At 72.3% G+C, this 14218-nt stretch carries 11 protein-coding genes; 7 read left to right on the forward strand and 4 right to left on the reverse strand.

All coding sequences use genetic code 11. The features are described from left to right. The first annotated feature begins 19 nt into the window (after positions 1 to 19). A complete protein-coding gene (locus tag ACWGH0_RS33395) occupies positions 20 to 1387 on the forward strand; it encodes an FAD-dependent oxidoreductase (RefSeq protein WP_453408032.1) in 1368 nt (455 codons plus the stop codon). 42 nt (positions 1388 to 1429) lie between these two features. Here ACWGH0_RS33395 and hemE read toward each other — a convergent pair whose 3' ends face one another. Further along, positions 1430 to 2503 (reverse strand): uroporphyrinogen decarboxylase, encoded by a 1074-nt coding sequence (gene hemE / locus ACWGH0_RS33400; protein ID WP_453408024.1) that lies wholly within the window; start codon positions 2501 to 2503, stop codon positions 1430 to 1432. 90 nt (positions 2504 to 2593) lie between these two features. Here hemE and ACWGH0_RS33405 point away from each other — a divergent pair, with 90 nt between their 5' ends. The 5 genes from ACWGH0_RS33405 to ACWGH0_RS33425 all read left to right on the forward strand — a co-directional run bounded on the left by ACWGH0_RS33405 (position 2594) and on the right by ACWGH0_RS33425 (position 9161). Further along, the gene (locus ACWGH0_RS33405; protein WP_453408025.1) at positions 2594 to 3259 is read left to right on the forward strand and encodes a DUF3000 domain-containing protein; all 666 of its coding nucleotides are present in this window, start codon (positions 2594 to 2596) and stop codon (positions 3257 to 3259) included. A gap of 233 nt (positions 3260 to 3492) precedes the next feature. After that, positions 3493 to 4155 carry a helix-turn-helix transcriptional regulator gene (locus tag ACWGH0_RS33410; protein ID WP_028813689.1) on the forward strand — a complete coding sequence of 221 codons (663 nt, stop codon included), beginning with the start codon at positions 3493 to 3495 and terminating at the stop codon, positions 4153 to 4155. A gap of 179 nt (positions 4156 to 4334) precedes the next feature. Next, positions 4335 to 5615 carry an HRDC domain-containing protein gene (locus ACWGH0_RS33415; RefSeq protein ID WP_453408026.1) on the forward strand — a complete coding sequence of 427 codons (1281 nt, stop codon included), beginning with the start codon at positions 4335 to 4337 and terminating at the stop codon, positions 5613 to 5615. A 193-nt stretch (positions 5616 to 5808) separates the two neighbouring features. Beyond that, complete coding sequence (locus ACWGH0_RS33420) at positions 5809 to 7035, forward strand: thiolase family protein (RefSeq protein ID WP_453408027.1); 1227 nt, start codon at positions 5809 to 5811, stop codon at positions 7033 to 7035. After that, positions 7032 to 9161, forward strand: a complete 2130-nt coding sequence (locus ACWGH0_RS33425) for a 3-hydroxyacyl-CoA dehydrogenase NAD-binding domain-containing protein (protein WP_453408028.1) — start codon at positions 7032 to 7034, stop codon at positions 9159 to 9161. Before ACWGH0_RS33420 ends, ACWGH0_RS33425 begins: the two co-directional genes overlap by 4 nt. A gap of 72 nt (positions 9162 to 9233) precedes the next feature. Here ACWGH0_RS33425 and ACWGH0_RS33430 read toward each other — a convergent pair whose 3' ends face one another. Further along, on the reverse strand, positions 9234 to 10325 hold the full coding sequence (locus tag ACWGH0_RS33430) for a hypothetical protein (protein WP_453408029.1): 1092 nt from the start codon (positions 10323 to 10325) through the stop codon (positions 9234 to 9236). 116 nt (positions 10326 to 10441) lie between these two features. On the opposite strand from ACWGH0_RS33430, the gene ACWGH0_RS33435 reads away from it, so the two are divergent. Then, on the forward strand, positions 10442 to 10846 hold the full coding sequence (locus tag ACWGH0_RS33435; RefSeq protein ID WP_453408030.1) for an NTP pyrophosphohydrolase: 405 nt from the start codon (positions 10442 to 10444) through the stop codon (positions 10844 to 10846). Here the strand turns inward: ACWGH0_RS33435 and ACWGH0_RS33440 are convergent. Both ACWGH0_RS33440 and ACWGH0_RS33445 read right to left on the reverse strand, forming a co-directional pair. Further along, on the reverse strand, positions 10813 to 12315 hold the full coding sequence (locus ACWGH0_RS33440) for a glycosyltransferase family 39 protein (protein WP_453408031.1): 1503 nt from the start codon (positions 12313 to 12315) through the stop codon (positions 10813 to 10815). The two genes, ACWGH0_RS33435 and ACWGH0_RS33440, sit on opposite strands and share 34 nt — an antisense overlap. 102 nt (positions 12316 to 12417) lie before the next feature. Next, a complete protein-coding gene (locus ACWGH0_RS33445) occupies positions 12418 to 13896 on the reverse strand; it encodes an amino acid permease (protein WP_453408033.1) in 1479 nt (492 codons plus the stop codon). Positions 13897 to 14218: the final 322 nt, after the last annotated feature.

The following is a 14218-nucleotide window of genomic DNA, read 5'->3' on the forward strand; positions in this document are numbered from 1 at the left end:
AGGGTGGCGCGGGGCTGCGATCGGGGGGTGCTCGGGGGGCGGCGGGGGGGGCATGTCCGCCGCGTCGCAGGCCCGCAGGCTCAAGGGCCCGGGGGAATTGGAGATCGTCGCCTTCGAGCGCGGCGACTTCACGTCGTACTCGGCCTGCGGCATCCCGTACTGGGTCGGCGGCGCCGTCGGGGACCGGGACGAGCTCATCGCCCGTACGCCCGAGGAGCACCGCGCGCGTGACATCGACCTGCGGACGCGCACGGAGGTCACCGCCATCGACGTGGCCGGGCGCCGGGTGCGTACCCGCGATCTGGCGTCGGGCGACGCGTCGTGGACCGGCTACGACAAGCTGGTGGTGGCGACGGGCGCCCGGCCGGTGCGCCCGCCCCTGCCCGGCATCGACGCGCCGGGGGTGCACGGCGTGCAGACCCTCGGCGACGGCCAGGCGCTGATGGACACCCTGGAGCGGACGCGGGGGCGGCGCGCGGTCGTCGTCGGGGCCGGCTACATCGGCGTGGAGATGGCGGAGGCGCTGGTCGCCCGCGGGTACGAGGTGACCGTCCTGAACCGGGGCGAGCAGCCGATGTCGACGCTCGACCCGGACATGGGCCGCCTGGTGCACGACGCGATGAACGGCATGGGCATCACCACCGTCGCGAACACCGAGGTGACCGGGATCCGCACCGGCGACGACGGCCGTGTCCGGGCGGTCGCCACGGACGGGGACACCTGTGCGGCGGACGTGGTGGTGCTGGGCATCGGGGTCGAACCCGAGACCGCGCTGGCGCGGGAGGCGGGTCTGCCGGTCGGGTCGTACGGCGGGCTGGTCACCGACCTGTCGATGCGCGTCGTGGGCCACGACGACATCTGGGCGGGCGGCGACTGCGTCGAGGTGCTCGACCTCGTGTCGGGCGGGCGGCGCCACATCCCGCTCGGCACGCACGCGAACAAGCACGGCCAGGTGATCGGCTCGAACGCGGCAGGCGGCTACGCGACGTTCCCCGGAGTCGTCGGAACGGCGGTCAGCAAGGTGTGCGACCTGGAGATCGCCAGGACCGGCCTGCGGGAGAAGGACGCGCGGGCGCAGGGCCTCCGGTACGTGACGGCGACGATCGAATCGACGAGCCGCGCCGGGTACTACCCGGGCGCGTCGCCGATGACGGTGAAGATGATCGCGGAGCGGCGCACGGGGCGGCTGCTGGGCGTCCAGATCGTCGGGCGCGAGGGTGCGGGCAAGCGGGTCGACGTCGCGGCGGTCGCCCTGACCGCCCGGATGACGGTGGAGCAGATGACCGCGCTGGACCTGGGCTACGCGCCGCCCTTCTCCCCGGTGTGGGATCCGGTGCTGGTGGCCGCCCGCAAGGCGGTGACGGCGGTCCGGGAGGCCGGCGCGTAGCCGGGCGGCGCCCGCCGGGGGACGGACCCCGCGGGCCGGCCGCTAGCGCGCCGCGGTCCGCGTGTGGACGTAGTCCGTGAGGCGGGTCAGGGCGTCGGGGTCCGTCGTCGGCAGGACGCCGTGGCCCAGGTTGAAGATGTGGCCCTCCAGCCCGGCCGCCGCGGCCAGCACCTCGTCCGTCTTCGCCATGACGGCGTCCGGGGTCGAGAACAGGACGGCGGGGTCGAGGTTGCCCTGGAGCGCCTTGCCGGGGCCGACGCGCCGCGCCGCCTCGTCCATCGGGACGCGCCAGTCGACGCCGACGACGTCCGCGCCGGCCTCGCCCATCAGTCCGAGCAGTTCGCCGGTGCCGACGCCGAAGTGGATGCGCGGCACGCCGTACGACGCCACCGCGTCGAAGACCTTCGCCGAGGCGGGCATCACGGAACGGGTGTAGTCGGCGGGGGCGATCGCGCCGACCCAGGAGTCGAAGAGCTGCACGGCGGACGCGCCGGCCTCGATCTGGACCTTCAGGAACGCGCCGGTGATCTCCGCGAGCCGGTCGAGGAGGTCCGCCCACAGCTGCGGGTCGCCGTACATGAGGGCCTTGGTGTGCTCGTGGTTGCGCGAGGGGCCGCCCTCCACGAGGTAACTCGCGAGAGTGAAAGGCGCGCCCGCGAATCCGATGAGCGGAGTGGACCCGAGTTCCCGCGTGAGCATCCCGATCGCCTCAGTGACGTACGTGACGTCCTCCGGCGTGAGGTCCCGCAGGCGGGCGAGGTCGGCCCGGGTGCGGATCGGATCCGCGATCACGGGGCCGATGCCCGGCTTGATGTCCAGGTCGATCCCGATGGCCTTCAGCGGCACCACGATGTCGCTGAAGAAGATGGCGGCGTCGACGCCGTGGCGGCGCACGGGCTGGAGCGTGATCTCGGTGACCAGCTCGGGCCGCATGCAGGAGTCGAGCATCGGGATGCCCTCGCGCACCTTCAGGTACTCCGGCAGGGAGCGCCCCGCCTGCCGCATGAACCAGACCGGCGTGTGCGGCACCGGCTCGCGCCTGCACGCCTTGAGGAAGGCCGAGTCGTACGTCTGGCTCTGCGGGCTGCCCACGGGGCGGCGGTCATTGGCACTCACGCCCAAATCTTCGCACGCGGGCCGAAGCGGTTGTCGCGGGGCGGGTGTCCTTCCCTGCGCGGAGGGCGCGTTCCGCCTACGCTTCCCCGCATGGCTCCGGCGCAGGGACGACTTTCGGATGATGCTGACGACAGGGGCGGCGCGGGGGACGACTCCGCACCGCCCGCGTTCCGTCAGGCGGTCGAGGCCCTGTGCTCGGCGCGCCTGCGCCCCGAGGTGGAGGTGGACCCGACCCGCCCGCCGCAGAGACTGGCCCCGTACGCGTACGCGCTGGAGGCGGCGGTGGTGCACGGCGACGAGGACCTGGCGGACGGGCGGCTGGTGCTGCTGCACGACCCGGCGGGCCACGAGGCGTGGCACGGAACGTTCCGCCTGGTGACGCTGGTACGGGCGGAACTGGAGCCGGAGATGGCGGCCGACCCGCTGCTGCCCGACGTGAGCTGGTCCTGGCTGACCGGCGCGCTGGAGGCGCGCGGCCTGTCGTACGCGGAGGCGAGCGGCACGGTGACGCGGGCCGGTTCGCACTACTTCGGCGGGCTGGCCGAGCGCAGGCCCGCCACGCAGATCGAGATCAGGGCGTCGTGGACGCCGCGCGAGGGGCGTGGCGGGGTGCCGGACACGGCGGCGCACCTAACAGCCTGGTGCGACCTGCTGGCGCAGATCGCCGGGCTGCCTCCGGTGAGCGGTCACGGGCCGAACCCGGTGGAGGCCGGCGTGGTGTCGCTCCCGCAGCGGCGGGGGCCGCAGGCGCCGTAGCAGGTGACACGGAGGGCGTGCCCGGGTGGCGCGCCCTCTTTCGTGTTCTCTGACCGGCTACTCATCACATGATCGAGCGTGCGTCCGAATTGCCCGAATTGTTACTCACCAAATCGTGATCTTTCCCTAAAGGAGAGCGGCACTGCTGCCGAAGAGGTTGATGACCCTTCAGCACGGTTCCCCCCCGGCTTCACCCCGAGCCGGCGAGTTCCGCCACTCCCCCAGGAGGCCTGGTGTCCGTTCTCCTCGAGCAGCCCGCAAGCCTGGTCGCCTACCGCCCTAACAAGCCGACGGCCATGGTCGTCGTGGCCGACCCGCGCGTCCGTTCCACCGTCACCCGCCATCTGTGGGCCCTTGGAGTACGAGACGTCATCGAAGCGTCGTCCATCGCGGAGGCACGCCCCCGCGTCGGCAGTCCGCGCGACATCTGCGTTGCCGACGTCCACCTGCCCGACGGTTCCGGGCTGACCCTGCTCTCCGAAACCCGCGCGGCGGGCTGGCCCAACGGGCTCGCCCTCTCCGCCGCCGACGACATCGGCGCCGTACGCAACGCCCTCGCGGGCGGCGTCAAGGGCTACGTCGTCACCGGTACGCGCAACAACATCGGGCACCCCACCCGCCCCGGCGCCGCCCCCATCGGCGCCGCGGCAGCCCGCATGCACCGCCGCCCCCCGGGCGCCCCGAGCCACCCGGGCGGTTACCGAGAGCTCTCCGGCCGCGAGGTCGAGGTGCTCAGACTGGTCGCCGAAGGACAGTCCAACAAGGCGATCGGCGTCTCGATGGGCCTCTCCGCCCTGACCGTCAAGAGCCACCTCGCCCGCATCGCGCGCAAGCTCGGCACGGGCGACCGTGCCGGGATGGTCGCGGTGGCCCTGCGGACCGGAATCATCCACTGACCGATTCCACTCCCTCCCGCGCCCGCCGACGGAACGTTCCGCCGGCGGGCGCGTCCATGCGCCGCGCCCGGAAAAGGCACATTCGGACGACATCGCGCCGGGGCTGGTTCTCGCAGGTCACCCGGGTCTTCGCGGACGAGTGCAGGTCAGGCGTTCGCTCGTGCGGATACCCTTTACACGTGACCGACGCCCAAGAGACCGCAGCAGAGCCAGACCTGCGAAACCCCGGGGGCGCCCCCCCGGACGACGTCGATACGGCGCCGATTCCCTTGCTGGAGCCTCGCGAAGGCATTCCGCCGGTGGTGGCCACCCAGGAGGCCCTCGACGAGGTCGTCGCGGCCTTCGCCCGCGGCACCGGGCCCGTGGCCGTCGACGCCGAGCGGGCGTCCGGCTACCGGTACGGACAGCGGGCGTACCTCGTGCAGCTGCGCCGCGAAGGCGCCGGCAGCGCGCTGATCGACCCGGTCGGCTGCCCCGACCTCTCCGCCCTGGGGGAAGCCCTCGCGGGCAGCGAGTGGATCCTCCACGCCGCCACGCAGGACCTTCCGTGCCTGCGCGAAATAGGCATGGTGCCCACCCGGCTCTTCGACACCGAGCTGGCGGGCCGGCTCGCGGGCTTCCCCCGCGTCGGCCTCGGCGCGATGGTCGAGTCCGTCCTCGGGTACGCCCTGGAGAAGGGGCACTCCGCCGTCGACTGGTCCACCCGCCCGCTGCCCGAGCCCTGGCTGCGGTACGCCGCGCTGGACGTCGAGCTGCTCGTCGACCTGCGCGACGCGCTGGAGAAGGAGCTCGACCGGCAGGGGAAGCTGGAATGGGCCCGCCAGGAGTTCGACGCCATCGCGTCGGCGCCGCCCGCGCCGCCGCGCAAGGACCCGTGGCGCCGTACGTCCGGCATGCACAAGGTGCGCCGCCGCCGGCAGATGGCCATCGTGCGGGAGCTGTGGAACGCGCGGGACCGCATCGCGCAGCGGCGTGACGTGTCGCCCGGCAAGGTGCTGAGCGACACCGCCATCGTCGAGGCGGCGCTGGCCGTGCCGCTGAACGTCCAGGCGCTGTCCGCCCTGCCCGGTTTCGGCCACCGCATGGGACGGCGGCAGCTGGAGCAGTGGCAGGCCACGGTCGACCGGGCCAGGGCGCTGCCGGACTCCGAGCTTCCGCAGCCGGGAGCGGCCGTGACCGGTCCGCCCCCGCCGCGTTCCTGGGCGGACAAGGACCCGGCCGCGGCGGCTCGCCTCTCGGCCGCGCGGGCGGCCGTCTCCGCGCTCGCGGAGGAGCTGAACATGCCGCAGGAGAACCTGATCACCCCGGACACCGTGCGCCGGGTCTGCTGGGAGCCGCCGCAGGACGCGACGGCGGAGGCGGTGGCCGGGGCGCTGGCGTCGTACGGGGCGCGCCCGTGGCAGGTGGAGCTCGTGTCGCCCCTGCTGACCACGGCGCTGACCGTGACGGCGGCGACCTGAGCGTCCCCGGAAGCCCCCGGAGCCCAGCCCCCGGCCGTCCTCGGCCGGGGGCTTCCGCGTGTGACGTTCGCCGCTCCCGCCGTGGGGGGTGGGCAGCTTGGTTACCCGCAAGTAGCATGGCGGTACGCGGCACGCCCACGCGGCGTGCCCCACGTGCAGCAGTGCCACCCCGCACCCTGGAGGAGAGCCAATCGTGCCTCGTACCGTCAGGGATGTCGTCTTCGTCGACGGCGTCCGCACCCCGTTCGGCAAGGCGGGCCCGAAGGGCATCTACCACGAGACCCGCGCCGACGATCTCGTCGTGAAGGCCATCCGGGAGCTGCTGCGCCGCAACCCCGGCCTCGACCCCGCGAAGATCGACGAGGTCGCCATCGCCGCGACCACGCAGATCGGTGACCAGGGCCTGACCCTCGGCCGTACGGCCGGCATCCTCGCCGGTCTGCCGCAGTCCGTCCCGGGCTACTCCATCGACCGCATGTGCGCCGGCGCCCTGACGTCCGTGACCTCGCTGGCCGGTTCCATCGCCTTCGGCGCGTACGACGCCGTCATCGCGGGCGGTGTCGAGCACATGGGCCGCCACCCCATGGGTGAGGGCGTCGACCCGAACCCGCGCTTCGTGTCGGAGAAGCTCGTCGACGAGTCCGCCCTGTTCATGGGCATGACCGCCGAGAACCTGCACGACCGCTACCCGAGCATCACCAAGCGGCGCGCCGACGAGTACGCCGTGCGCTCGCAGGAGAAGGCCGCCAAGGCGTACGCCGACGGCAAGATCCAGGCCGACCTGGTGCCGGTCTCGGTGCGGCGCACCAACGCGGAGGCCGGCGAGACCGGCTGGGGCCTGGTGACGGCCGACGAGCCGATGCGCCCAGGCACCACGCTGGAGTCGCTGGCGAACCTGAAGACGCCGTTCCGCGTCCACGGCAACGTCACCGCGGGCAACGCGGCCGGTCTCAACGACGGCGCCACCGCGTCGATCCTCGCCTCCGAGGACTTCGCCCGCGAGCACGACCTCCCGGTGAAGATGCGCCTCGTCTCGTACGCCTTCGCCGGCGTGGAGCCCGAGGTCATGGGCTACGGCCCGATCCCGGCGACCGAGAAGGCGCTGGCCAAGGCCGGTCTGTCGATCGAGGACATCAACCTCTTCGAGATCAACGAGGCGTTCGCCGTCCAGGTGCTCGCCTTCCTCGAGCACTACGGCATCGCCGACGACGACGCCCGCGTCAACCAGTACGGCGGCGCGATCGCCTACGGCCACCCGCTGGCCTCCTCCGGCGTGCGTCTGATGACGCAGCTGGCCCGCCAGTTCGAGGAGCAGCCTGAGGTCCGCTACGGCCTCACCACGATGTGCGTCGGCTTCGGCATGGGCGCCACCGTGATCTGGGAGAACCCGAACCACAAGGACGCCGGAGGCAGCAAGTGAGCACCACCGTTGAGCTTTTGAAGGGGGCGGCCGAGCTGTTCCCGGACGAGGTCGTCACCAGCGCCCACGTACGGCACTTCGAACTGCCCCAGGGCGCGGGCCGGTTCGCGCTGATCACGCTGGACAACGGCTTCGACCACACCAAGCCGACCACCTTCGGCCCGCAGTCGCTCGCCAACCTGAACACGGCGATCGACCAGGTCGAGAAGGAGGCCGCCGAGGGCTCCATCGTCGGTGTCGGCCTCACCGGCAAGCCGTTCATCTTCGCCGTCGGCGCCGACCTCAAGGGCGTCGAGCTGCTGAAGCGCCACGAGGACGCGCTGGCGATCGGCAAGGGCGGTCACGACGTCTTCCGCCGCCTGTCCGGCCTCGCGGTCCCCACCTTCGCGTACTACAACGGCGCGGCGATGGGCGGCGGCGTCGAGGTCGGCCTGCACTGCACCTACCGCACGGTCTCGGCCGCGCTCCCCGCGTTCTCGCTGCCCGAGGTCTTCCTCGGCCTGGTTCCGGGCTGGGGCGGCTGCGCGCTGCTGCCGAACCTGATCGGCGCCGACCGCGCGGTTTCGGTCATCATCGAGAACTCGCTCAACCAGAACAAGCAGCTCAAGGGCAAGCAGGTCTTCGAGCTCGGGATCGCCGACGCGATCTTCGAGGGCGCGGACTTCCTGGAGCAGTCGCTGATCTGGACGGCGTCCGTGCTGCGCGGCGAGCTCCAGGTCGTACGGCCGGAGATCGACCGCGGCGAGGCCTGGGACCAGGCCGTGGCGCGCGGCAGGGCGATCGCCGACTCCAAGGTGCACGGCGCGGCCCCCGCGGCGTACCGCGCCCTGGAGATCATCGCGGCGGCGAAGGACGGCGACCTGGGCGCCGGCTTCGACGCCGAGGACACCGCCCTCGCGGACCTCATCATGGGCGGCGAGCTGCGCAGCGGCATCTACGCCTTCAACCTCGTCCAGAAGCGCGCGAAGCGTCCGGCCGGTGCGCCGGACAAGTCGCTGGCGCGTCCGGTCACCAAGGTCGGCGTCGTCGGCGCCGGTCTGATGGCCTCGCAGCTCGCGCTGCTGTTCCTGCGCCGCCTCGAGGTGCCGGTCGTCCTGACCGACATCGACCAGGAGCGCGTCGACAAGGGCGTGGGCTACGTCCACGCCGAGATCGACAAGCTGCTCGGCAAGGGCCGCGTCAACCAGGACAAGGCCAACCGCCTCAAAGGCCTGGTCTCCGGTGTGCTGGACAAGGCCGAGGGCTTCTCCGACGCCGACTTCATCATCGAGGCCGTCTTCGAGGAGATGGGCGTCAAGCAGCAGGTGTTCGCGGAGGTCGAGGCAGTCGCCCCGGCGCACGCGATCCTCGCCACCAACACCTCCTCGCTGTCCGTCTCCGAGATGGCGTCGAAGCTGAAGCACCCCGAGCGGGTCGTCGGCTTCCACTTCTTCAACCCGGTCGCGATCCTGCCGCTCCTGGAGATCGTGCGCGGCGAGCAGACCGACGACGCCTCGCTGGCCACGGCCTTCGGTGTCGCGCGCAAGCTCAAGAAGACCGCCGTGCTCTGCAAGGACGCCCCGGCGTTCGTGGTGAACCGCATCCTCACCCGCTTCATGGGCGAGATCCAGAACACCATCGACGAGGGCACCCCGGTCGAGGTCGCCGAGAAGGCCGTCGAGCCGCTCGGTCTGCCGATGTCCCCGCTGGTGCTGCTCGAACTGGTCGGCCCGGCCATCGGTCTGCACGTCTCGGAGACCCTGAACCGCGCCTTCCCGGAGCGCTTCACGGTGTCGCCGAACCTGGCCGCCGTGGTCAAGGCCGGCAAGCGCGGCTTCTACGTCTACGACTCGGGCAAGCCCGAGCTGGACCCCGAGGTCGCCGCCCTCCTCAAGCAGGGCGACACCGTCCTGACGGAGGAGCAGGTCCGCACCCGCGTCATGGAGGCCGTGGCGCAGGAGATCGGGCTCATGCTCCAGGAGGGTGTCGTCGCCGAGGCGCAGGACATCGACCTCTGCCTGATCACCGGCGCGGGCTGGCCCTTCCACCTGGGCGGCATCACGCCGTACCTGGACCGTGAGGGCTACTCGGAGCGCGTGAACGGCAAGAAGTTCCTGCCGCAGGGCGTCGCGAGCGTCCCCGCGTAACCTCCGGCGTACGCACGAGTGCCCGGCACACCACCTGGTGTGCCGGGCACTTCGCGTCGGTGTCCTGGCGTCTCAGACGCGGGACCAGGCCGCCAGGGCCAGCCCCTCCTCCTCCGGCTTCTGACGGGCCACGTGCAGGGCGCCGTCGCGGCCGATCACCGCGAGGACCACGCGGCCAGCCGCGTCGACCGCCAGCGCCGGCGCGCCGAGGCACTCCTCTCCCGTGGCGGTCCACCACACGCCGTCGCCCTCGGCGTGCGTCACGCAGGCCGCCAGCACGGGCCGGCCGTCGCCGCCCCGGTGGGCCAGGACCGTGCAGTCGTGGCCGCCGACCACGGCCCGCACGGCGGCGGGCGGGCTGTCCCCCGGTGTGCCCGAGAGGGAGACGGGCTCCTCGCCGGGGCGCAGGGCGGTGATCCCCTTGGCGTCCGCGTCGTTCCAGTAGTACGTGACGCGGTCCTCGGCGGTCTCCAGGCCGGTGACGGTGCCGACCACCGGTACGAGCGGGACATCGTCGGCCCGCGTCAGTTCGCCGGCGGGCTTCTCCTGCGTCCAGCGCAGCACGCCGCCCTCCGCGGGAACCAGCAGTTCCACGGTGCCGGACGTCGTGGCGACCGCCGTGGGGCCGTCGTGCGCCTTGCTGCCGCGCAGGTCCTTCCAGCCCTCCCACTTGCCGTTCGCGGCCTGACGGCGCATCTGGACCCCGCGCCCGGCGTTGCGGACGAACACGTACAGCGAGCCGGCGGCGTCCACGGTGGCGGCCGGGACGCCCACCTTGAGCCCGCGCTCGGCCGTCTTGTACGGGTTGCCGAGGGAGTGCCAGGCGGTCAGCGGCCGGCCGGTCTGGTACTGGATCGCGTGCACGAGGTCGACGGCGTCGCCCTTGCGCCGGCGGCCGACGAAGTGCACGTAGCCGTCGGGTCCCTGAGCGAAGGTGAGGTGCGCGATGCCGGGGGCCGGGAAGAACTGCGGCCCCGTCCAGCCGGGGCCGCCCGGGGCTGTCTCGGTCCAGCGCAGCAGGCCGCCCTCGGCGGGGGCGTAGGCGGTGAGCCGGTGGTCCCTGCCGCGGAGGAGCCAGCGGCTGGTCTCCGGGCCGGTCGCGGGCGGGGGACCCGACGGGGACGGGGGAATTCGCTCGGTCTTACGCGCGCTCCGCGGCCTCATGGCGTCAGGCCAACCTTCTGTGCATCGGCTTCTCGGGTCTCCGTAATATCGAACAAGCATAGCGTTTTGGCTGGTGGCGACCGCCTCGCCCGCAACGCTCGTGCTATGAGGATGGTATGAGAACTCTCGTCGTCGTGGACGCCGCGAACGTCGTCGGATCCGTGCCCGACGGCTGGTGGCGCGACCGCCGCGGAGCCGCCGAGCGGCTGCGCGACCACCTGCGGACGTACGCCGAAGAGGGCCTTCCCGGCCGTCCCGGCCCCCTTTCCGTGCTCCTCGTCGTCGAGGGCGCCGCCCGCGGCGTCGCCTCCGTGCCGGGCGTACGGGTCGACTCCGCGCCCGGCAGCGGCGACGACCGCATCGTCGAGGTGGTCGCCGAGGAGACGGGCCGGGGCACGTCCGTGCTGGTCGTCACCGCCGACCGGGAGCTGCGGCGGCGCGTGGAGGCGTACGGAGCCGCCTGCGCGGGGCCGCGGACCGTGCGGCCTCAGCCGGGCGGCGCGGAGGGGGAACGCACGTAGAACACCGCCCCGTCGACCGTCGTCACCTCCTCGTACGAGCCGGCCAGCAGCCGGCGCAGCGTCGGCAGCCGTTCGGGGGCGAAGGGCTTGCCGCGCGAGTCGTCGACGATCAGGGCGGGGGGCCGCGCCGCCATCTCGCCGCGGAAGACGGGCCAGGCGCCCGGCATCGCGTACTTCTCGCCGACCTGCGGGCCGTCGCGACCGCCGCTGTAGTTGGTGAGCAGGCCGGCCGTGAGGTAGCGGCTCGCCGGGGCCCGGTCGGCCAGCCAGTACGCCTCGGGGTGCATTCCCCAGACCAGGACCCGGTCCCGGGGCTCGGTCCGCGTCTTCACCGCCTGCGCCACCTTCCGCACGTGCGCGAGTTCCGGGCGCGGGGCCAGCAGCCCCCACGCCAGGAACACCGCGCAGGCGGCCGCCGTGGTGAGCAGGGCGACGGTCGACCGGCGCGCCGGGAGGACGTGGAGCGCGCCCGCGGCCAGCAGCACGATCGGCGGCACCAGCTGGAGGTAGTAGTGGCCGAAGAAGTGGAACCCGAGAACCACGGCCGCGACCGCGCCGAGCAGCCACACCCACAGGTCGCCCGCGCCGGTCCTGGCGGTCCGCCGCGCCCACAGGACCGGCGGGACGAGCCCGGCGCAGGCGAAGAGCAGGATCAGGGTGTTCGCCAGTCCCCGGGAGAGCACGTGCAGTTCGGAGCCGGTGAAGGAGGCGTACGTCCCCGAACCGGTGACCGTCCAGAAGAGGAAGCGGTGCGGCCCGGTGAGCATCGCGGCGTACAGCACCGGCAGGCAGAAGCCGAAGGCCGTACGGAGGAGGGCGCTGCGGGCCGGCGCGTTGTGCCACAGCAGCCACAGGACCGGGGCGAGGACCGCGCCGCCCGTCTGCTTCGTCAGGAACGCCGCCGCGACCGCCACGCCCGCCCCGCACCACCGGCCGCGGTCGGCGCACCACACGGCCGCGACCGTGAAGGGCAGTATGAAGACCTCGAAGTTCGCCGCCTGGGCGTCCTCCGGGTTCAGCCCGACGGACACGAGCAGGTGCAGGACGCCCGCCGTGCGGCCCGCCGCGTCGCCCCAGCGGCGGCGGGCGAGCGAGGCGAGCAGGGCGGCGGTCAGCAGTTGTGCGGCGACCGCGCAGAGCTGGAGCGGCAGCAGCGACTGGTCGCCGAAGACCGCGAAGGCGCTCTCGTAGAGCCAGGGCAGCAGGGGCGGTTTGCGGTCCACGACCGTGTCGTAGAGCACTCCCCCGTCGGCCAGTATCCGGGCCTGTACGGCGAGATAGCCCTCGTCCGGGTTCCACAGGGGGAGCCGGAAGGAGGGCAGCCGGGTGACGAGGGCCAGCAGCGCCAGGGCGGGCAGCAGGCTCCGCCAGAAGCGGGGCGCGGCGGTCCGGGCGCCGGTGGCCCGCCTCGGACGGGGCAGGACCGGCGCGGACACGGACGGTGAGGGCAACGGCGGCCGCGTGAGCATGCGAGTCAAGTTATCCGGCTCCGCAGTCCCTACCGAACCGGGACATACGGAGCCGGAGCCGTGCCGACGGAACCCCGCCGGGCGGAAGTGGCTTGATCACGCCTAGTACGTGGCGTCCGCGCCCTCGCGTCCGAGGCGGCTGTGCCTGCGGCCGTACGCGAAGTACACCACGTACCCCAGCGCCATCCAGATGCCGAACCGCAGCCAGGTCTCGGCGGGCAGGTTGAGCATCAGCCAGAGCGAGGCGGCCACGGAGAGGATCGGCACCAGCGGCACCAGCGGGGTGCGGAAGGCCCGGTGCAGGTCGGGCCGCGTCCGGCGCAGGACGATCACGCCGAGGGCGACGACGACGAACGCGAAGAGGGTGCCGATGTTCACCAGCGTCGCGAGCTCCTCCAGGCTGGTGAAGCCCGCGATGATCGCGATGACCACGCCGAGCAGGATCGTCGGGCGGTACGGGGTCCGGAACTTGGGGTGCGTGACGGAGAAGAAGCGCGGGAGCAGCCCGTCGCGGCTCATCGCGAAGAACACCCGGGTCTGCCCGAGCAGCAGGATCATGCACACCGTGGTGAGGCCGACCGCGGCGCCGAAGCTGATGGTGCCGGCGTAGAAGGGGTGCCCGGTGGCCTTGAACGCGTCGGCGAGCGGGGCGCTCACCGACAGTTCGCTGTAGTGCTGCATGCCGGTGACCACGAGCGACACGGCCACGTACAGCACGGTGCAGATGAGCAGCGAGCCGAGGATGCCGCGCGGCATGTCGCGCTGCGGGAGCTTGGTCTCCTCGGCGGCGGTGGCCACCACGTCGAAGCCGATGAAGGCGAAGAAGACGACCGAGGCGGCGGTGAAGATGCCCATGACGCCGAAGTTCGTGGGCTCGTAACCGAACATCAGCTGGACCAGCGGCGCGTCCCAGCCCGAGCCGGCGGGCGGGGTGACGGCGTCGGGGATGAAGGGCGAGTAGTTGTCGGCCTTGATGAAGAAGGAACCGGCGATGATCACGATGAGGACCACGGTCACCTTGATGGCGACCACGACGGCGGTGACGCGGGCGGACAGCTTCACGCCGACCACCAGGATGGCCGTCAGCAGCAGCACCAGGACGAACGCCAGCAGGTCGAAGCCGAACCCGTCCGCCGCCTCCGGTCCGGACAGCGCCTCGGGCATCCCCCAGCCGACGTTGTCCATCAGCGAGCGGACGTAGCCCGACCAGCCGACCGCCACCACCGCCGTGCCGAGCGCGAATTCGAGGACCAGGTCCCAGCCGATCGTCCAGGCGACGAGCTCGCCGAGCGAGGCGTACGAGAAGGTGTACGCCGATCCGGCCACCGGCACGGTGGAGGCGAACTCGGCGTAGCAGAGCGCGGCGAGGGCGCAGACGATGCCGGCGGCGACGAAGGCGAGGGCAGTCGCGGGGCCTGCCGTCTCCTTGGCCACCTTGCCCGTCAGGACGAAGATGCCGGTGCCGATGATGACACCGACGCCGAAGACCGTCAGGTCGAGGGCGGAGAGGGACTTCTTGAGCTCGTGCTCCGGCTCCTCGGTGTCACGGATCGACTGTTCGACCGTCTTCGTCCGGAACATGCCCTCGTTGGCTGGTCCTGGGTCGTGCTGCGTACTCACCGGCGTACCTCCGACTGTCGGCTGTCGCCCAACCTTGAAGTGAGCGAGTTTCAGTCATGATCGTGAGTGAACCGGTCAGTCCCCACGAGGACCGCCGCCCGGTTTCACCCGATGGGAGGCACAGTCCGGTATGCGTATGAGGGGCGCGAGTTGACCCTTTCGGGGGATGGCGACGAAAGAGGCCCGCCCCGCCCCGGAGGCCCCGGCGGGCCGCCACCCCAGCAAACGCTGTGACTTAAACAACAAAAACAACCCACCCGCAAAATAACCAAAGCGTTTTAGA

The sequence above is a fragment of the Streptomyces sp. NPDC054887 genome, assembly GCF_053610585.1.

Bases quoted from the DNA above. Each gene is read 5' to 3' on its own strand.
- ACWGH0_RS33445 (WP_453408033.1), bottom strand. From the start codon at position 13,896: ATGTTCCGGACGAAGACGGTCGAACAGTCGATCCGTGACACCGAGGAG.
- ACWGH0_RS33435 (WP_453408030.1), top strand. From the start codon at position 10,442: ATGAGAACTCTCGTCGTCGTGGACGCCGCGAACGTCGTCGGATCCGTG.
- ACWGH0_RS33430 (WP_453408029.1), bottom strand. From the start codon at position 10,325: ATGAGGCCGCGGAGCGCGCGTAAGACCGAGCGAATTCCCCCGTCCCCG.
- ACWGH0_RS33405 (WP_453408025.1), top strand. From the start codon at position 2,594: ATGGCTCCGGCGCAGGGACGACTTTCGGATGATGCTGACGACAGGGGC.
- ACWGH0_RS33440 (WP_453408031.1), bottom strand. From the start codon at position 12,315: ATGCTCACGCGGCCGCCGTTGCCCTCACCGTCCGTGTCCGCGCCGGTC.